This window comes from Bacillus sp. 01N45 (assembly GCF_056399205.1).
Genome location: NZ_JBFTQW010000001.1, coordinates 157,766 through 178,056, shown reverse-complemented (window position 1 = coordinate 178,056; position 20,291 = coordinate 157,766). Strand labels below are relative to the sequence as shown.

20 protein-coding genes are annotated in these 20,291 nt (G+C 36.9%); 19 read left to right on the top strand and 1 reads right to left on the bottom strand.

Annotated features, from left to right (window positions below; genetic code table 11):
* The first annotated feature begins 40 nt into the window (after positions 1–40).
* From AC1DMU_RS00830 to spoVM, 16 genes are all read left to right on the top strand, one after another.
* Positions 41–916, top strand: coding sequence for a YicC/YloC family endoribonuclease (locus AC1DMU_RS00830; protein ID WP_000563111.1), 876 nt, complete (start codon positions 41–43; stop codon positions 914–916).
* A 67-nt stretch (positions 917–983) separates the two neighbouring features.
* Entirely contained in the window at positions 984–1,247 is a 264-nt protein-coding gene (remA, locus tag AC1DMU_RS00825; protein WP_001251456.1) for an extracellular matrix/biofilm regulator RemA, read from the top strand.
* A gap of 13 nt (positions 1,248–1,260) precedes the next feature.
* Positions 1,261–1,878, top strand: a complete 618-nt coding sequence (gene gmk / locus AC1DMU_RS00820) for a guanylate kinase (protein WP_001257740.1) — start codon at positions 1,261–1,263, stop codon at positions 1,876–1,878.
* A gap of 2 nt (positions 1,879–1,880) precedes the next feature.
* Positions 1,881–2,093, top strand: coding sequence for a DNA-directed RNA polymerase subunit omega (rpoZ, locus tag AC1DMU_RS00815; RefSeq protein ID WP_000933965.1), 213 nt, complete (start codon positions 1,881–1,883; stop codon positions 2,091–2,093).
* 172 nt (positions 2,094–2,265) lie between these two features.
* The gene (gene coaBC, locus AC1DMU_RS00810; RefSeq protein ID WP_088064294.1) at positions 2,266–3,471 is read left to right on the top strand and encodes a bifunctional phosphopantothenoylcysteine decarboxylase/phosphopantothenate--cysteine ligase CoaBC; all 1,206 of its coding nucleotides are present in this window, start codon (positions 2,266–2,268) and stop codon (positions 3,469–3,471) included.
* Complete coding sequence (gene priA, locus AC1DMU_RS00805; RefSeq protein ID WP_088064293.1) at positions 3,468–5,873, top strand: primosomal protein N'; 2,406 nt, start codon at positions 3,468–3,470, stop codon at positions 5,871–5,873. Before coaBC ends, priA begins: the two co-directional genes overlap by 4 nt.
* Before the next feature lie 11 nt (positions 5,874–5,884).
* Positions 5,885–6,355: a peptide deformylase gene (gene def, locus AC1DMU_RS00800; RefSeq protein WP_000279468.1), complete on the top strand. Its 471-nt coding sequence runs from the start codon at positions 5,885–5,887 to the stop codon at positions 6,353–6,355.
* 23 nt (positions 6,356–6,378) lie between these two features.
* Positions 6,379–7,323, top strand: coding sequence for a methionyl-tRNA formyltransferase (gene fmt / locus AC1DMU_RS00795; RefSeq protein WP_088064292.1), 945 nt, complete (start codon positions 6,379–6,381; stop codon positions 7,321–7,323).
* Positions 7,320–8,654 carry a 16S rRNA (cytosine(967)-C(5))-methyltransferase RsmB gene (gene rsmB, locus AC1DMU_RS00790; protein ID WP_001249653.1) on the top strand — a complete coding sequence of 445 codons (1,335 nt, stop codon included), beginning with the start codon at positions 7,320–7,322 and terminating at the stop codon, positions 8,652–8,654. Before fmt ends, rsmB begins: the two co-directional genes overlap by 4 nt.
* Positions 8,655–8,658: 4 nt before the next feature.
* The gene (gene rlmN, locus AC1DMU_RS00785) at positions 8,659–9,747 is read left to right on the top strand and encodes a dual-specificity RNA methyltransferase RlmN (protein WP_000450539.1); all 1,089 of its coding nucleotides are present in this window, start codon (positions 8,659–8,661) and stop codon (positions 9,745–9,747) included.
* 4 nt (positions 9,748–9,751) lie between these two features.
* Positions 9,752–10,504 (top strand): Stp1/IreP family PP2C-type Ser/Thr phosphatase, encoded by a 753-nt coding sequence (locus tag AC1DMU_RS00780; RefSeq protein WP_000648694.1) that lies wholly within the window; start codon positions 9,752–9,754, stop codon positions 10,502–10,504.
* A gap of 8 nt (positions 10,505–10,512) precedes the next feature.
* A complete protein-coding gene (gene prkC, locus AC1DMU_RS00775) occupies positions 10,513–12,486 on the top strand; it encodes a serine/threonine protein kinase PrkC (protein ID WP_088064291.1) in 1,974 nt (657 codons plus the stop codon).
* A 268-nt stretch (positions 12,487–12,754) separates the two neighbouring features.
* The gene (gene rsgA / locus AC1DMU_RS00770; protein WP_001113945.1) at positions 12,755–13,636 is read left to right on the top strand and encodes a ribosome small subunit-dependent GTPase A; all 882 of its coding nucleotides are present in this window, start codon (positions 12,755–12,757) and stop codon (positions 13,634–13,636) included.
* A 2-nt stretch (positions 13,637–13,638) separates the two neighbouring features.
* Positions 13,639–14,283 (top strand): ribulose-phosphate 3-epimerase, encoded by a 645-nt coding sequence (gene rpe, locus AC1DMU_RS00765; RefSeq protein ID WP_000589963.1) that lies wholly within the window; start codon positions 13,639–13,641, stop codon positions 14,281–14,283.
* A 99-nt stretch (positions 14,284–14,382) separates the two neighbouring features.
* On the top strand, positions 14,383–15,063 hold the full coding sequence (locus AC1DMU_RS00760; protein ID WP_060488423.1) for a thiamine diphosphokinase: 681 nt from the start codon (positions 14,383–14,385) through the stop codon (positions 15,061–15,063).
* 66 nt (positions 15,064–15,129) lie between these two features.
* A complete protein-coding gene (gene spoVM / locus AC1DMU_RS00755; RefSeq protein WP_001213599.1) occupies positions 15,130–15,210 on the top strand; it encodes a stage V sporulation protein SpoVM in 81 nt (26 codons plus the stop codon).
* Between the two features lie 73 nt (positions 15,211–15,283).
* On the opposite strand, the gene rpmB is transcribed toward spoVM, so the two are convergent.
* On the bottom strand, positions 15,284–15,472 hold the full coding sequence (gene rpmB, locus AC1DMU_RS00750; protein ID WP_000124776.1) for a 50S ribosomal protein L28: 189 nt from the start codon (positions 15,470–15,472) through the stop codon (positions 15,284–15,286).
* Positions 15,473–15,847: 375 nt separating this feature from the next.
* Here rpmB and AC1DMU_RS00745 point away from each other — a divergent pair, with 375 nt between their 5' ends.
* The 3 genes from AC1DMU_RS00745 (at position 15,848) to recG (ending at position 20,241) form a co-directional block, all read left to right on the top strand.
* The gene (locus AC1DMU_RS00745; protein ID WP_000021109.1) at positions 15,848–16,210 is read left to right on the top strand and encodes an Asp23/Gls24 family envelope stress response protein; all 363 of its coding nucleotides are present in this window, start codon (positions 15,848–15,850) and stop codon (positions 16,208–16,210) included.
* A 22-nt stretch (positions 16,211–16,232) separates the two neighbouring features.
* Positions 16,233–17,909, top strand: a complete 1,677-nt coding sequence (locus tag AC1DMU_RS00740) for a DAK2 domain-containing protein (protein ID WP_000027123.1) — start codon at positions 16,233–16,235, stop codon at positions 17,907–17,909.
* Between the two features lie 283 nt (positions 17,910–18,192).
* A complete protein-coding gene (gene recG / locus AC1DMU_RS00735) occupies positions 18,193–20,241 on the top strand; it encodes an ATP-dependent DNA helicase RecG (protein WP_088064290.1) in 2,049 nt (682 codons plus the stop codon).
* Positions 20,242–20,291 lie beyond the last annotated feature (50 nt).

Sequence of the window (20,291 nt, the reverse complement as noted above, 5' to 3'; positions counted from 1 at the left end):
CTTTTTCATTGAGTTATTTCATGGCTTGGATGTGATAAAAATGATTTGTAGTATGACAGGATTTGGAAGATCGAAAGTGGAAAATGATACTTTTCAAATTACAGTAGAAATGAAATCGGTGAACCACCGTTTCCTAGAGATGAGTATTCGACTTCCGAAGCAAATGATGATATTTGAAGAAAAAATTCGTAAAATAATTGCAGAACAAGTTCGGCGTGGACGCATTGAAGTGTCTATTAGTATAACGGGTGAAGGGCTTGTTGAAAGAAAATTAAGTGTGAATTGGTCGCTTCTTGAGCAGTACCAATCGATTATGGAAGATATAAAAGGAAAATTTCAATTACAAGATTCTATTACACTTCAGCAATTAATGGAAATGCCAGAAGTAACAGCGATTGAAGAAGTAGAAAATGTAAATGAACAATTTGAGAACGGTTTATATGAGGCTGTTCGCCAAGCTGCTCATATGTTAAAAACGATGAGAGATGGCGAAGGAGAACGATTACATAAAGATATAGCGTATCGTTTACAAGAGATTCACAATTGTGTAAATGCAATTATTCCGCATGTACCGATTGTTACACAAAAATATCGTGAACGATTAGAAAATCGCTTAAAAGAATTACATAATCAAGATCTAGATGAACAAAGATTGTTAACAGAAGTCGCAATCTTTGCAGAGCGTTGTGATATTCACGAAGAGTTAGTTCGTTTGCAAAGTCATTTAGAGCAATTTCGTGAAACACTGCAGATTGAAGAGCCTGTTGGAAGGAAAATGGATTTCATCGTGCAAGAGATGCATAGAGAAATTAATACGATTGGTTCTAAGGCAAATGACTTAACAATTTCAAAATATGTTGTAGAAATGAAAAATAACCTTGAAAAAATTCGTGAACAAGTACAAAATATTGAGTAGCTTTCAAAAAATATATAAAGTTATACGTGGTGGAGAAATCGGATAGACTTACTAGGAGGCGCAAACTATGGCCATGCGGTTTTTAAATATTGGATACGGAAATATTGTATCTGCTCATCGAATTATTGCTATTGTAAGTCCGGAGTCAGCTCCTATTAAACGAACAGTACAGGAAGCACGCGAACATAATGCTTTGCTTGATGCTACGTATGGGAGAAAAACAAGGGCGGTTATTGTTATGGATGATGGGCATGTGGTATTAAGTCCAATTCAGCCAGAGACGATTGCACATCGTTTGAATAATAAAGAAGATTTAAGTGAGGAAGGGTAGGTTTTACATATTTATGAGAAGTAGAAGAGGATTGCTCATCGTTCTTTCAGGACCTTCTGGGGTTGGTAAAGGAACGGTTCGAAAAGAGCTGTTTAGTCATGAGGATACACGTTTTCAGTACTCCATTTCAGTAACGACACGTAAGCCACGTGAAGGTGAAGTAGATGGTGTGGATTATTTCTTTAAAGAGAGAGAAGAATTTGAGGAAATGATTCGTAATGAAAAATTACTTGAGTGGGCTGAGTTTGTAGGTAATTATTACGGAACACCGATTGACTATGTTGAAAAAACATTACAAGAAGGAAAAGATGTATTCTTAGAAATTGAAGTGCAAGGAGCAATTCAAGTTAAGAAAGCTTTCCCAGAAGGTGTATTTATTTTCTTAGCACCTCCAAGTTTATCTGAACTAAAGAACCGTATTGTCGGCCGTGGTACAGAAACTGAAGATGTTATTGAAAATCGTTTAACGGTAGCGAAAGAAGAAATCGAAATGATGGACGCTTACGACTATGTTGTAGAAAACGATCAAGTTGAATTAGCTTGTGAAAGAATTAAAGCAATTGTGGTTGGTGAACATTGCCGCCGCGAAAGAGTAGCAAAATATTATAAAGAAATGACGGAGGGTCTATAATTATGTTAAATCCATCAATTGATTCATTATTAACAAAAATCGATTCTAAATATACACTTGTAACAGTAGCTGCAAAACGTGCGCGTGAAATGCAACTTGCTGATAACTGTGTTATCGAGCAACCTGTTTCTCATAAATGTGTAGGTAAATCATTAGAAGAAATCGATGCAGAAGTATTAAAATATGTACCAAGCGAAGGCAAAATCATCGATTAAGACATTCTTTTCGACAAATTAAAACATAGACTTTATAATTTTCTATGTAACGGTAACAACCTATTTACAAGTAGGTTGTTATTTTTTTACGATAGGGAAGAAATATTGGTACTGATGAGCTGGGAATTCTGTTTCAGTATTATAAGTTTGAAAAAGAAAGAGGACGAGCCATATGCTAAAAGGGAAAAAGATACTTCTATGTGTAACAGGAGGCATTGCGGTCTTTAAAGCGGCTGCGTTAACTAGTAAATTGACACAAGCTGGTGCTATTGTAAAAGTAATGATGAGTGGGTCGGCAATGAAGTTTGTTACGCCTCTTACATTTCAAGCACTTTCTCGCCATGATGTATATACAGATACATTCGATGAGAAAGACTCGGCTGTTATTGCACATATCGATTTAGCAGATTGGGCAGATGTAGTACTTGTTGCACCTGCTACTGCCAATTGTATTGGGAAGTTAGCTGGTGGTATTGCAGACGATATGATTACAACTACTTTGTTAGCTACTACAGCCCCAGTGTGGATTGCACCTGCTATGAATGTGCATATGTATGAAAACAAAATTGTACAAAAAAATATGATGACGTTGAAAACGTTAGGATATACATTTATTGAGCCTGGAGAAGGTTTTTTAGCGTGTGGTTATGTTGCGAAGGGAAGACTAGAAGAACCGGAAGCAATTATTGCACGGTTAGAAGAGGCTTTTTCCGAACAAAAACCGTTGCAAGGAAAAAAAATATTAATAACTGCTGGCCCAACTCGTGAAAAGATTGATCCAGTGCGTTTTATGACCAATTTTTCTTCTGGGAAAATGGGATATGCAATTGCGGAAGTGGCAGCGAACTTAGGTGCTGATGTCATACTTGTTTCGGGACCGACAGCATTAAACCCACCATTACATGTAAATACGGTACAAGTGGAATCTGCACAAGATATGTTAGAAGTAGTTCTGCAACAGTATCAAAACGTAGATGTTGTCATTAAAACAGCAGCAGTTGCAGATTATCGCCCGAAATATGTTCATGATAATAAAATGAAAAAGAAAAATGGAGATGCTGTAATCGAACTCGAGAGAACAGTAGATATTTTAAAAACGTTAGGTGAGATGAAGGATCAACAGTTACTTATCGGTTTTGCGGCTGAAACGACAAAGGTAGAAGAATACGCAACAAAAAAATTACGTGAGAAAAATGCGAATATGATTGTTGCGAACGATGTAAAGGCACAAGGAGCTGGATTTGGTACAGATACAAACATTGTAACAATGTATAGAAAAGATGGAGAAGTCATCGAGTTACCACTTTTAACGAAGAAAGAGGTTGCTCGTGAAATATTAAAGCAAATTGAAATGATGTTAGAAGATGATCGTCTATGAAATTTGCAAGTGTAATTGTTGATGTACCTGCACGTCAGACAGATCGACCATTTGATTATATTATCCCTAAAAAGTGGGAAGATATTGTCCAGACAGGCATGCGTGTAGTAGTTCCATTTGGCCCAAGGAAATTGCAAGGCTTTATTATTGGGATCAAAGATTCGGCTGAAGTAGAAAGTAAGAAGCTAAAGACAATCCATGAAATATTAGATGTAACACCAGTTTTAAACGAGGAATTATTAAAGCTTGGATATTGGCTTACAAGCGAAACGTTATGTTATATGATTTCAGCCTTTCAAGTCATGCTTCCAACGGCGATAAAAGCTACGTATAAAAAGCGTCTACAACTTCGTAAACAAGAAGTAGTAGCACCTGAACTACTGTTTTTATTTCAGGACAAAGAAGCGATAGATTGGGAAGCTATTGAGACGCAGCCGCATCTATACCGCACGATTCAACAAGAAATTAAAAATGGCACGATTGAAGTTGTTTATCAGGTAAAAGATAAAGTGCAAAAGAAGAAACAAAGAGTCGTTCAACCGGAGTTGTCAGAAGATAAATTGGAGTTAGCAGCATTTGAACTGAAAAGTAAAAAACAACAAGATGTACTCTATTATTTTGTGGAAAATTATAAAAGTGTGCCGTTGAAAGTGATAACAGAAGAGTTGCAAATAACAGACGCTCCGATTAAAGCACTTGTTAAAAAGGGGCTAATTTCAGAAAAGTATGTGGAAGTGTACCGAAATCCGTATGACGATGATGATTTTGAACAAACGAAACCATTCCCACTTACGGAGGAACAAAAGCAAGTTATTGCACCGATTTTATCATCAATTACAAATGAAACTTACAATCCATTTTTACTATATGGTGTTACAGGAAGCGGAAAAACAGAAGTATATTTACAATCTATAGCAGCGGTGCTCGCGAAAGGGAAAGAAGCTATTGTACTTGTTCCTGAAATTGCACTAACGCCTCAAATGGTAGATCGTTTTAAAGGCAGATTTGGCTCGCAAGTTGCGGTTCTTCATAGTGCGCTGTCTGTTGGAGAAAAATATGATGAATGGCGTAAGATTTTAAGAAAAGAAGTGAAAGTTGTAGTTGGTGCACGTTCAGCTGTATTTGCTCCTTTTGAAAATTTAGGGATTATTATTATTGATGAGGAGCATGAATCGAGCTATAAGCAAGAAGATAATCCGAGGTATCATGCAAGGGATGTAGCTGTCTGGAGGGGGCAATATCATAAATGTCCTATCGTTCTTGGTAGTGCAACACCGACACTTGAATCGTTTGCAAGAGCGAAAAAAGGTGTGTATGAATTACTAACGATGGAAAAACGTATGAATAAACAAGCGTTACCAACAGTAGAGATTGTTGATATGCGTGAGGAACTTCGTGACGGGAATCGTTCCATGTTTTCGAAGGCATTGCATGAAAAAATAGCAGATCGATTAGAAAAGAAAGAACAGATGGTGCTCTTTTTAAATAGAAGAGGTCATTCTACATTTGTTATGTGCCGTGATTGTGGGTATGTTGTACAATGTCCGCATTGTGATATCTCGCTGACATATCATAAAATGAACCATCGTTTAAAATGTCATTACTGCAGTCACGAAGAGAATATGCCGACTGCGTGTCCTGCTTGTCAAAGTACATATATTCGTTTCTTTGGTACAGGTACACAAAAGGTAGAAGAAGAAATTACAAAACTATTTCCAGAGGCACGAGTCATTCGAATGGATGTAGATACGACAAGTCGCAAAGGAATGCATGAAAAATTATTAAAGGCGTTCGGGGAAGAAAAAGCGGATATACTACTTGGAACACAAATGATTGCGAAAGGATTAGATTTTCCTAAAGTAACGCTTGTCGGGGTTTTAACTGCAGATACGATGCTTCACTTGCCTGATTTTCGAGCGAGTGAAAAGACGTATCAGTTATTGACGCAAGTAAGTGGACGAGCAGGCAGACATGAATTGCCAGGGGAAGTTATAATTCAAACGTATACGCCAGAACATTATAGTATAGAGTTAGCAAAGAACCAACAATATGATGTGTTTTTTGACCAAGAAATGCAAATGAGACGAACAAGACAATATCCACCTTATTACTATGTTGTACTTGTAACAGTATCTCATCCAGAATTATTAAAGGCGGTGCAAGTGACGGAAAAAATTGTCGGTCATTTACGGGCGCACTGCACAGAACAAACGATGGTGTTAGGACCGGTTGCTTCAGCAATTCCAAGGATAAAAGATAGATATCGTTATCAATGCATGATAAAATACAAACGGGAACCAAACTTAAAGAACGTGCTCAAAATGGTAAATGAACATTATCAAGCAGAAATGCAAAAAGAGCTACAAATCTCAATTGATTTTAATCCAACAATGTTAATGTAGCGGAGGGAAATATGGCAGTTTTAGAAATAGTAAAGCATCCAAATGAAGTGTTAGAAACACCATGCGAAAGAGTAATTAACTTTGATAAAAAGTTAGTGAAATTGTTGAAAGATATGCATGAAACAATGTTAATTGCGGACGGAGTCGGTTTAGCTGCGCCTCAAGTAGGTGTAAGCTTGCAAGTTGCGGTAGTTGATATCGGTGATGATACGGGGAAAATCGAGTTAATCAATCCATCGATACTAGAAAAACGTGGTGAACAAGTAGGTCCCGAAGGCTGTCTAAGCTTCCCGGGACTTTATGGTGAAGTGGAACGTGCGGATTATATTAAAGTACGTGCTCAAAATCGCCGAGGTAAAGTATTTTTACTAGAAGCAGAAGGATTTTTAGCACGTGCAATTCAACATGAAATCGATCATTTACACGGTGTGTTATTTACATCGAAAGTGACAAGATATTATGAGGAAAACGAATTAGAATAGGTATTAAAAGGAGCGGTTTTTGAATGATAAAAGTAGTATTTATGGGAACACCGGACTTTTCAGTGCCGGTGCTTCGTCGTCTTATCGAAGATGGCTATGATGTAATAGGTGTTGTGACGCAGCCTGATCGTCCGGTAGGTAGAAAAAAAGTATTAACACCTACGCCTGTTAAAGTTGAAGCAGAAAAACATGGTATTCCGGTGTTACAACCGTTAAGAATTCGTGAAAAAGACGAATATGAACAAGTCTTGGCATTAGAGCCTGATTTAATTGTAACAGCTGCTTTCGGTCAGATTGTACCAAATGAAATTTTAGAAGCACCGAAGTATGGATGTATTAACGTCCACGCGTCTTTACTACCTGAACTTCGTGGTGGTGCACCAATCCATTATGCAATTATGGAAGGTAAAGAAAAAACGGGTATTACAATTATGTATATGGTAGAGAAATTGGATGCTGGTGATATCTTAACACAAGTAGAAGTCGAGATTGAAGAGCGTGAATCGACAGGCTCTTTATTCGATAAGTTAAGTGAAGCAGGGGCACACCTTCTATCTAAAACAGTACCTTTATTAATTCAAGGTAAGTTAGAACCAATTAAACAAAACGAAGAAGAAGTAACGTTTGCATATAATATAAAACGTGAGCAAGAGAAAATTGATTGGACAAAAACAGGTGAAGAAGTATACAATCACATTCGCGGATTGAATCCATGGCCAGTCGCTTATACGACTTTGGCAGGACAAGTTATTAAAGTATGGTGGGGAGAGAAGGTCTCTATTACAGAGAAAGCTGAACCAGGTACAATAGTAGCTCTTGAAGAAGATGGATTTGTTGTTGCAACAGGGAATGAGACAGGTGTTAAAATCACTGAATTGCAACCTTCTGGTAAAAAACGTATGAGTTGTTCGCAATTTTTACGTGGCACAAAACCTGAAATTGGAACGAAGTTAGGAGAAAATGCATGAGACAAAATGTTCGTGAGTTAGCTCTTGATGGCTTAATTCAAGTAGAAAAAAGTGGTGCATACAGTAACTTACTTTTAAATAATCTAATTGAAAAAAATGCAATTGATAGAAAAGATATTGGTTTGTTAACTGAAATTGTATATGGAACGATTCAACGTCGTGACACATTAGATTATTATTTACAGCCTTTTTTAAAAAAGAAGGTTGAGGCGTGGGTAAGAGTATTACTTCGCTTATCTTTATATCAAATGATTTATTTAGACCGAGTGCCAGAAAGAGCGGCTATTCATGAAGCAGTTGAAATTGCAAAGCGTCGCGGGCATAAAGGGATTGCTGGTATGGTAAACGGGGTATTACGTTCGATTCAGAGAGAAGGGGTACCTTCTGTAGATGAAATCAAGGATCCAATAGAACGTTTGGCAATTGCAACAAGTCATCCAATGTGGCTTGTGCAAGACTGGGCTTCTGAATATGGTTTAGAGACAGCAGAGAAAATGTGTGAAGTGAACATGTTACCCCCGGTACCAACAGCGCGTGTAAATGTTGATAAAATAACAGTAGAAGAAGCAATAGAGTTGTTGGCTGGTGAAGGTATAGAAGCGAAGCGCGGCGATTTATCAGAGGATGCAATTCAAATTGAAAGAGGGAATGTAGCGCATACAGATGCGTTCAAAAAAGGTTTTCTTTCTATTCAAGATGAAAGTTCTATGCTTGTAGCACGCGCTTTAGAACCGAATGAGGGAGATGAAGTTCTTGATAGTTGTGCTGCTCCGGGCGGAAAGACAACGCACATTGCAGAGCGATTAAAAGGAACAGGTCAAGTTATGTCTCTTGATTTACATGCACACAAAGTACGTTTAATTAAACAACAAGCGGAGAGACTTGGTCTAGAAAATGTCGAAACAAAAGCACTAGATGCTAGAAAAGTGCAAGAACACTTTGCGAATGAAACATTTGATAAAATATTAGTAGATGCACCATGTTCTGGATTTGGTGTGATTAGACGTAAACCTGATATTAAGTTAGGTAAAAATAAAGGCGATAGTGAAAGATTATCGACGATTCAACTTGCAATACTAGAAAAAATAGCACCGTTATTAAAACAAGGTGGTCGCCTTGTTTATAGTACGTGCACAATAGAAAAAATAGAAAATGAACAAGTAATAAAGCAATTTTTACAAGAGCATCCTGAATTTGAATGGGATACTACGATAAAAGATCGCATGCCAGAAAAGTTAAATCCGTATATTGATGAAGGTCAAGTGCGAATTTTACCGCATTATTTTGCAACAGATGGCTTTTATATTGCTTGTTTAAGGAAGAAGGTGTAGCATCGTGGAAACGACTGTGAGAAAACAAAAGAAAAATCTAGAAACGAAGAAACCATCAATTTATTCTTTACAACTTCATGAAATGCAAGATTGGTTAAAGGAACAAGGAGAACCTAAATTCCGTGCAGGACAAATCTTTGATTGGCTATATAAAAAACGTGTAAAAAATTATGACGACATGTCGAATCTTTCTAAAGGATTACGCGATAAATTGTCGAATTCCTTTGATATTACTACTTTAAATACATTAGTAAAACAAACATCTTCTGATGGAACAATTAAATTTTTATTCCAATTATATGATGGTTATTCTATTGAAACAGTGTTAATGCGACACGAATATGGAAATTCTATTTGTGTAACAACACAGGTTGGATGCCGTATTGGTTGTACGTTCTGTGCATCTACACTTGGTGGGTTAAAACGAAACTTAGAGGCTGGAGAGATTGTAGCGCAAGTAGTAGAAGTGCAACGTGCACTTGATGAAACAGAAGAACGTGTAAGTTCGCTTGTTGTTATGGGAATTGGAGAGCCGTTTGATAATTACGACAACTTAATGTCATTCTTACGCATTGTAAACCATGAAAAAGGAATTCATATTGGTGCAAGACATATGACAGTTTCAACAAGTGGAATTGTTCCAAAAATTTATAAGTTCGCTGAAGAAGATATGCAAATTAATTTTGCGATTTCATTGCATTCTGCAAATACAGAGTTACGTTCAAAATTAATGCCGATTAACCGTGCTTATAAGCTACCAGACTTAATGGAAGCTGTTAAATACTATGTAAATAGAACAGGGCGTCGTATTACGTTTGAATATGGCTTATTTGGAGGAGAAAATGACCAAGTTGAGCAAGCTGAAGAACTTGCTGCGCTTTTAAAAGGTGTAAAATGTCATGTAAACTTAATTCCGGTAAACTACGTACCTGAACGTGATTATGTACGTACGCCACGTGAACAAATTTTCTTATTTGAAAAAACGTTAAAAGATCGTGGAGTGAATGTAACAATTCGCCGTGAACAAGGTCATGATATTGATGCAGCCTGCGGTCAGTTACGTGCGAAGGAGCGTAAAGAAGAGACGAGGTGACGAGATGAAAGCCGTGTTTCTATCAGATAAAGGAAAAGTTCGTCAACATAATGAAGATAGTGCGGGAGTTTTTCACAATTTAGATGGAAATATTTTAGCGGTAGTAGCAGATGGAATGGGAGGTCATCGAGCTGGTGATGTAGCTAGCTCGATGACCATTCAATTATTTCATGATTATTGGAAGCAAACGCATAATATGAATGAACCAAAAAAAGTAGAAGAGTGGTTACATACGAGTGTTGGGATTATTAATGAGCGTATATATGAGTACTCTAAGCAACATGTAGAATGTAATGGTATGGGAACAACACTTATAATAGCGATTTGTACGCCAAACTTTGTGACAATAGGTCATATAGGAGATAGTCGTTGTTATATGGTATCAGAGGGAGAAATCTCGCTTGTAACGGAAGATCACTCACTTGTAAATGAACTTGTAAGACATGGTGAAATTTCAAAAGAAGACGCAGAATATCACCCGAAAAAGAATGTTTTGTTAAGGGCATTAGGAACAGAAGAAAAAGTCGGATTAGATGTTAAAACATTGGTGCTTGAGGAAGATGATCAGTTACTTCTTTGCTCGGATGGGTTATCTAACAAAGTTTCTATTGCTGATATGCAACAAATTTTACAGTTAAATGAACAGCTTGAAACTAAGGGACAACGTCTCATTCAATTGGCGAATGATCGTGGCGGGGAAGATAATATCACCCTTGTTCTTATTGATTATGCGGGTTCGACAAACGAAAGTAGGTGAAGTGCAACGTGCTGATTGGAAAACGCTTAAATGACCGTTATAAGCTGCTGAAAATGATTGGTGGTGGTGGAATGGCCAATGTGTATTTAGCTCATGATGATATACTTGGCCGAGATGTAGCGGTAAAAATATTAAGACTCGACTATTCAAATAATGAAGAGTTTATTAAACGTTTCCATCGAGAAGCGCAGTCTGTTACAACGTTGTCGCATCCAAATATTGTGAATATGTATGATGTCGGAGAAGAAGATGGTATATATTATCTTGTAATGGAGTATGTACCAGGACAAACATTGAAGCAATACATAATTGAGCGAGGGATGTTACCTATAGGAGAAGCTCTTGATATTATGGAGCAGTTAACATCCGCCATGGCACATGCCCATCATTTTGAAATTGTGCACCGTGATATTAAACCGCACAATATTTTAATTCGAGCTGATGGAGTAATAAAAGTAACAGATTTTGGAATTGCGACAGCTACAAGTGCAACAACAATTACACATACAAATTCGGTACTCGGTTCGGTACATTACTTATCACCAGAACAAGCACGCGGCGGGATAGCAAATAAACAATCAGATATTTATTCCCTAGGAATCGTTATGTTTGAGTTGTTAACAGGAAGACAACCGTTTTCTGGCGAATCTGCTGTTGCTATAGCTTTAAAACATTTACAAAGTGAAATTCCGTCTCCAAAGAGATGGAATGAAAATATTCCGCAAAGTGTTGAAAATATTATATTAAAGGCAACTGCGAAAGATCCGTTTCACCGATATCAATCTGCCAATGCGATGAAACGAGATATTGAAACTGCGCTATATCCAGAGAGGATAAATGAGCAGCCATTTTACATACCGGAAGATATGGAAGCGACAAAAGCGATTCCGATTATTCAACAAGAACAATTATTCGAAAATGTAACTGATGAAACAATTGTTTTAAAAGGAAGTAAAGTGGATGAACAGAAAAGAAAAGAAGAAACGGAATTATATAAGAAGAAAAAACGAAGTAATAAATGGATTAAAGTTTTAATTACGACATTTTTACTTTTAGCAATTGGAATAACGTTAGCGCTTACTGTTATTCCGGGATTCTTTATTCCAAAAGATGTAAAAGTCCCTGATGTGGCTGGTATGAAGTATACGACAGCAGTAAATACATTAGTTGAAAAGGGTTTTGAGGTTACGGAACCTAATATTGTATATACAGATGATGTTGAAACCGGTGATGTGATAAAAACAGACCCTGTGGCAGGTAGAGTCGTGAAAGAAAACTCTAAAATTACTATCTATCAATCAGGTGGAAAAAAGAAAAGTAAGATGAGTGATCTCACAGGAAAAGATTTTGAGAGTATAAGGAATGAATTAGAAGAAAAATATAAGCAAGTTACAATAAATTATATTGAAAATGATAGGCCAAAAGGTGAAATCGTAGAGCAAATTCCGACGCCTGATCAAATGGTAGTAGAGGCGGAACAAGAACTGAAAATTTGGGTAAGTAAAGGTCCTTATCAAATTAGACCAGGTGATTTTTCAGGATGGACTGAAAATAGCGTAAATGGTTATTTGAATGAGAGAAAACTAACTCCAGATATAAAACGAGAGTATTCCGATACTGTTGATAAAGGACTTGTAATTTCGCAATCTCCAAAACCAGGAACGCCGTTAAAAGAAGGAGATAAAGTGACGATTATCATCTCAGAGGGGCCTAAGCCGAAAGTAACGAAAACAGTGAAAGTGGATAATATTTCTATTCCGTATGAGTCTTCTATAATTGGTGAGAAAAAACCGCAAACAATAGAAATTTATAAAGAAGATATGCAACAAAAAATGGATAGACCAATTGAAACTAGAACAATTTCAGAGTCGGCAACTATTTCTTTAGAATTTGTAATTCAAGAAGGTACAAAAGGACACTATAAAATTGTACGAGATGGTGTAACAATTATCGACAAAGAAGTACCATACCCAACTCAATAATAATGACTTCCATTTTCTTTCTAGAGGGGATGGAATGTATTACTCTTGCCTGTTATGCTGTCTACATATAGTGGACTGTATAACAGGCAAAAATATATGATTCAAAAAGCTATAAAAGTGATACTGTTATAAATAATATTTTAAATTTGATGGTAGATTAAATATATTAACTTGTATATATGACGGGTTTTGAAATAAGTATTTAAAGAATTTTAAACCATTTAATATTAATGACAGCTTCACTTTATACAAAATAAAGGAGAATTATATGCCAGAAGGAAAAATTGTAAAAGCTCTAAGTGGATTTTATTATGTGCAGCATGAAGAAGGGATTACACAATGCCGTGGGCGTGGTGTGTTCAGAAAAAATAAAATTACGCCATTGGTAGGAGACCAAGTTGTCTTTCAAGCAGATAATCCAACTGAAGGATATGTGCTTGAAGTATTTGATCGGAAAAATGAACTTGTTAGGCCTCCTATTGCTAATGTTGATCAAGCGATTCTCGTTTTCTCTGCAGTAGAACCAGATTTTAATCCGGGACTATTAGATCGATTTTTAGTGCTGATTGAATATCATAACATTAAGCCGATTATTTGCATTAGTAAGATGGATTTAGTGGATGAAAAAATGAGAGAGACTGTTGAATCTTATGCAAATGACTATCGTGAGATGGGATATGATGTATTATTTACTTCTATAAATACATCGGAAAGTATTGATATTTTAAAACCATTCTTAGAAGGGTGTATTTCTGTCGTTGCAGGGCAATCTGGTGTTGGGAAATCTTCTATGCTTAACGTTTTACGTCCAGAGTTAGAACTGAAAACGAATGATATTTCCTCGCATTTAGGACGCGGGAAACATACGACAAGACACGTGGAATTAATTGCGGTTGGAAGCGGACTAGTTGCAGATACACCTGGTTTTAGTTCACTGGATTTCATAGATATAGAGGTAGAAGATCTTACATATTGTTTTCCAGAGTTGAAAGAAGCGAGCCAATACTGTAAATTTAGAGGGTGTACACATCTTTCTGAACCGAAATGTGCTGTGAAGACAGCAGTTGAAGAAGGGAAGATTACAGAATATCGTTATAAAAATTACAAACAATTCGTAGAAGAAATTAGAGAGAGAAAGCCGAGGTATTAGTTATGATTAAAATTGCACCATCGATCTTATCAGCAGATTTTTCAAAATTAGGGGAAGAGATTAAAGATGTAGAAAAAGGTGGAGCGGATTACATTCACGTCGATGTAATGGATGGACATTTCGTACCAAATATTACGATTGGACCATTAATTGTAGAAGCTATCCGTCCAATTACATCTTTACCATTAGATGTACATTTAATGATTGAAAATCCTGATAACTATATCCCGACTTTCGCAAAAGCGGGAGCAGATATTATTACTGTTCATGTAGAGGCGTGCCCTCATTTGCATCGTACAATTCAGCTAATTAAGTCTCATGGCATTAAAGCGGGAGTTGTATTAAATCCGCATACGCCAGTTTCGACGATTGAGCATGTATTAGAAGATATCGATATGGTATTGCTTATGACAGTAAACCCTGGATTTGGTGGACAGAAATTTATCCATTCTGTATTACCGAAAATTAAACAAGTGGCAGAAATGGTTAAAGAGCGCAATCTAGAAGTAGAAATTGAAGTTGATGGTGGTGTAAACACTGAAACAGCACGACTTTGTGTTGAAGCAGGAGCAAATGTACTTGTAGCTGGATCAGCAGTATACAATCAAAAAGACCGTGGTGAAGCAATTCGTGTCATTCGTGGATAATGAATGAACGAGTCTTTATCCTAGTGAAACTGCTAGTGTAGTAAGTTTTCACTATTTATAAAGGATAGAGAAAAAATATGTAAAAAGGCAATCTACCGAATGGCAGATTGCCTTTTTACAATAGAAGGGGAAGGAAACATGATTATTCATATTTTAGCGGGTGGACCTGCGGAATATTGTGCAGATTTTTCTCGATATGAAAATGAGAAAGTAGTGTGGGCGGCAGTTGATAGAGGAGTATATCGTCTATTAAAAGGAGGGATTACTCCAGCTGTTGCATTTGGAGATTACGATTCAGTTACTGAAGAGGAATTAGTATGGATGGGCCAGCAAACAAATGACTTACATATTGTTCCTCGTGAAAAAGATCAAACAGATTTAGAAATTGCGATTAACTGGGCGTTAGAACAAAATCCGACATTGATTCGTATTTTTGGTGCCACCGGTGGAAGGCTGGATCACGGTTTAGCAAATATACAGATGCTTTTAAGAGGGTTAGAAGTAGGGATAGAAATGTGTATTGTAGACAATAAAAATGAAATAAGCGTGAAAAAAGTGGGTACACATATAATTGAAGAAAATAAAAATTTCCCTTATGTATCTTTTGTGCCGGTTACTGAAATAGTAGAAGGGATTACATTACTTGGTTTTAAGTATCCTCTAACTAATAAAACAATAGAATGGGGATCAACACTTTGTATTAGTAATGAACTCGTTGAGGAAAAAGGTACTTTTTCATTTACTTCTGGCATATTAATGGTGATAAGAAGCACTGATTAAAGAAACAATTTTGCTCCTTACATCATATAGTGAACAAGTGGAGTAATGGGGATTAGGAGGGAAACCATGAGATTTTATACAATTAAGTTACCTAAATTTCTTGGTGGAATTGTTCGTGCCATGTTAAATACCTTCAAAAAAGATTAAAAAAAGCACCTATTACCGGTGCTTTTTCCATTGTCATAGTAAAAAAAGAGCCTAGCGGCTCTTTTTTTTATTATTAAACACGTTCGATTTTGCCAGATTTTAATGCTCTAGCAGAAACGTAAACACGTTGAACTTTTCCGTCGATGCGTACGCGAACTTTTTGAAGGTTAGCGCCCCATTTACGTTTTGTAGCGTTCATTGCGTGAGAACGAGAGTTACCAGAACGAGCTTTTCTTCCAGTGATAGCACAAACACGAGCCATTTATATTTCCCTCCCTTGATACCTTACCATACGTAATTTTTCAATGTTAGTCTTTTTTGCGATGCTAAAAACACTACTATAATTTAACACAACTAAAAAGAGAATGCAACACCGTAGAAAAAAGAAATCAAGAAAAATTACTTGACACCATATGTCGATGATGAAAAGTTGAAATCAAGAAAAATTGCTTGACATATTATAGTGGTACATGTTGTATAATAACAATGGACTATTTTGCTCATCATAAAAAATGTGATTTAAAACATAAAATATGAGAGTGAAAAGAAAGAACGATGGAATTTTCTTTAAAAAGATTATATGATAGTAACTAAAGTAGTCTAGCTCACTTTCACCATTTATGAAGGGGGAAACGAGATGTCAATTGAAATTAAAACGAAGTATGGTCAAATTGATATTAGTACAGATGTAATTGCAACAATTGCTGGAGGTGCCGCAGTAGATTGCTACGGTATCGTAGGTATGGCATCAAAAAATCAGTTAAAAGATGGTTTAACAGACATTTTACGAAAAGAAAACTTCACTAGAGGTGTTATTGTTCGTAAAGATGAAGATGAAGTACATATTGATATGTATATTATTGTGAGCTATGGTACGAAAATTTCAGAAGTAGCACATAACGTGCAGACGAAAGTGAAATATACATTAGATCAAACTGTAGGACTAGCAGTAGATTCTGTAAACATCTACGTACAAGGAGTTAAAGTAATAAACTTGTAATGTGCATTAAGGAGGAAAATCTGTGTCAATTCAAAAAATTGATGGGAAACGTTTATCACAAATGATCATGCAAGGAGCGAATAATTTAACAAATAATGTTCAGCTTGTTGATGCATTAAACGTATTTCCGGTTCCAGATGGCGATACCGGTACAAACATGAACTTATCAATGACTTCAGGCGCACGTGAAGTGAAAGCAAATCCTTCACAGCATGCTGGTAAAGTCGGCGTAAGTTTAGCCAAAGGATTATTAATGGGAGCACGTGGTAACTCTGGAGTTATTTTATCTCAGTTGTTCCGTGGTTTCTCTAAATCCATTGAACAAAAAGAAGAATTAACAACAGTTGATTTTGCTGCAGCTTTAGATGCTGGGGTAGAAGCGGCTTACAAAGCGGTTATGAAACCGATTGAAGGAACGATTTTAACGGTTGCAAGAGAAACGGGTAAATATGCAGTGACAGTTGCGAAAAAACAGCGCGACTTTGTTTTGTTTATGGAAGACGTTGTGAAAGAAGCGAATGCATCGTTAAATCGTACGCCGGATTTATTACCTGTATTAAAACAAGTTGGCGTTGTAGATAGCGGTGGTAAAGGTCTTGTTGTTGTATACGAAGGATTTTTAGCTGACTTAAAAGGAGAAACGATTTCTTCTAATGTGTCTGCCCAACCATCTATGAATGACATGGTACGCGCAGAACATCACCGTAGTGTACAAAGCCAATTGAGTACAGAAGATATTAAGTATGGATATTGTACGGAATTCATGGTGAAATTAGAGCCTGAAAAAATGAAAGAACATAATTTCTCTGAACAAAAATTCCGTGAAGATATTAGTGTGTACGGAGATTCACTACTTGTTGTATCAGATGATGAGGTTGTTAAGGTTCATATTCATGCGGAACATCCTGGAGATCCTATGAATTATGGACAACGCTATGGTAGTTTAATTAAGATTAAAGTAGAAAATATGCGTGAACAGCATACTGCTTTATTAGATGAGCCTACTATGATGCCTGAGCCAACTAGCCAGTCTAAAGAGAAACAACCGTACGGTATCGTAACTGTTGCTATGGGATCTGGTATCAAAACTTTATTTGAGAGCATTGGCGCGACGAAAGTTATCGAAGGTGGCCAAACGATGAATCCAAGTACGGAGGATATTGTGAAGGCGATTGAAGAAGCGAATGCTGAAAAAATCATTATTTTACCGAACAACGGAAATATCGTGATGGCAGCAGAACAAGCAGCGTCAGTTGTGGATCAAGAAGTGATTGTAATTCGTTCAAAAACAGTTCCTCAAGGTATGGCTGCAATGTTAGCATTTAATCCAGTTGGAACGTTAGAAGAGAACGAAGAAAACATGAAAGAAGCTTTATCTCATGTGAAAACCGGTCAAATTACGTATGCTGTACGTGATACGGAAATTGATGGTGTAGCGATTCAAAAAGATGATTTCATGTGTATTGCAGATGGAAAAATTGTATCAACAAATGCTGCAAAAGTAGGAGCTGCAAAGCAATTACTAGAAGCACTTATTGATGAAGATTCTGAAATTGTAACGATTCTACAAGGTGAAGATGCAACCGACGAAGAAGTAGCTGAGTTAGTTGCATTTGTAGAAGAGAATTTTGAAGATGCAGAAGTAGAAGTACATGCTGGAAACCAACCGGTGTATTCGTTCATCTTCTCTGTAGAATAAGAAAAAATTCGTTTTGAAAATAAATGGATTACTTACTTGCTAATGGATAAGAAGTAGTAATATGAAGTTTATTACTAGTTTTTATTCAAAAGGCTAGCATATTGAAGATAAAAAAGAGCCTTGCTGCTAATAGTGAGGCTCTTTTCTTTCGTATTGTTTATGAGGGATTTGAGTAGTTTCTCTAAGAATGCCTATGATAGAATATATAGGGTGAAAGAGAGCGATTACAGATGTCAATAGTATGAATGAATCAAAGAAAATAATGTGACGGAGCGTGAGAATCTTGAATGAAGTTGTACAAGTTCCTGTTACGGATGTAAAGGGAATCGGAGGAGAAACATCTGAATTACTACACGAGATGGGGATTTATACAGTTTCTCATCTATTAGAACATTTTCCGTACCGTTATGAAGATTATGCGATGAAAGATCTTGCTGAAGTAAAGCACGATGAACGTGTAACAGTTGAGGGAAAGGTTCATAGTGCTCCTTTACTGCAATATTATGGGAAGAAGAAGTCGCGTCTTACGGTTCGTGTCCTCGTCGGTCGTTATTTAATTACAGCTGTATGCTTTAATAGGCCGTACTATAAGCAGAAGTTAAATTTAAATGAAACGGTAACGATTACTGGTAAATGGGATCAGCACCGTCAAACGATTGCGGTATCAGAGCTTCATTTTGGACCAGTTGTACGTCAACAAGAAGTAGAGCCTGTATACTCAGTGAAAGGGAAACTTACAGTAAAACAGATGCGCCGTTTTATTGCCCAAGCGTTCAAGGAGTATGGAGAATCTATAGTTGAAGTGTTACCTGATGGATTGCTAAGTCGATATAAATTATTGCCGCGTTATGAAGCGCTTCGGTCGTTGCATTTTCCAGCAGGACAGGAAGATTTAAAACAAGCACGTCGCCGTTTTGTATATGAGGAGTTTTTCTTATTTCAGCTAAAAATGCAAACATTACGGAAAATGGAGAGGGAAAATTCGAAAGGGACGAAAAAAGAAATTCCTTCAGCAGAATTGCAAGAGTTTATTGATGCACTTCCGTTTCCATTAACTGGTGCACAGCGTCGGGTAGTAGATGAAATTATGAAAGATATGACATCTCCTTATCGGATGAATCGTCTGTTGCAAGGTGATGTAGGTTCTGGGAAAACAGTCGTTGCAGCGATTGGCCTTTATGCAGCGAAGTTAGCACATTATCAAGGTGCTTTAATGGTTCCTACAGAAATTTTAGCAGAGCAACATTATCAATCGCTTGCAGAGACGTTCTCGCACTTTGGTATGAATGTTGAATTGTTAACCAGTTCTGTTAAAGGTGTAAGGCGTCGAGAGATTTTGGCAAAATTAGAACAAGGAGAAATAGATATCCTTGTTGGAACACATGCTTTAATTCAAGATGAAGTTATCTTTCATAGGTTAGGTCTCGTTATTACTGATGAACAACATCGATTTGGTGTAGCGCAGCGACGAGTTTTAAGGGAGAAAGGTGAAAGTCCGGATGTTTTATTTATGACGGCGACGCCAATTCCGCGTACGTTAGCAATTACTGCATTTGGAGAGATGGATGTTTCTATAATCGATGAGATGCCAGCTGGTAGAAAGGTAATTGAAACATACTGGGCAAAACATGATATGTTAGATCGAGTTCTCGGTTTTGTGGAGAAGGAGATAAAAAAAGGAAGACAAGCATATGTTATTTGTCCCCTTATTGAAGAATCTGAGAAACTTGATGTACAAAATGCGATTGACTTACATAGTATGCTGACTCATCATTATCAAGGGAAATGTCAAGTCGGATTAATGCATGGCAGACTCTCATCTCAAGAAAAAGAAGAGATAATGGGACAATTTAGTGAAAATAAAGTGCAAATTCTTGTGTCGACAACAGTTGTTGAAGTAGGTGTGAACGTACCGAATGCGACTGTAATGGTTATTTATGATGCAGAGCGTTTCGGTTTATCGCAGCTCCATCAGCTCAGGGGACGTGTTGGGCGTGGTAGTGAACAATCATATTGTTTATTAATCGCGGATCCAAAATCGGAAACGGGAAAAGAGCGAATGCGTATTATGACCGAAACGAATGATGGATTTGTATTGTCAGAAAAAGATTTAGAGTTAAGAGGTCCTGGAGATTTCTTTGGAAGTAAGCAAAGTGGTTTACCAGAATTCAAGGTTGCTGATATGGTACATGATTATCGAGCGTTAGAAACAGCTAGACAAGATGCGGCGTTACTAGTAGAATCAGAAGCGTTTTGGCATAATGATCAGTATGCTTCGCTGCGTACTTATCTTGACGGGACAGGTGTGTTCCAAGGAGAGAAGCTCGATTAAAGGGAGGCAACGAAAGTTTTTGTTGCATTCTACTTTTAATGATTATATAC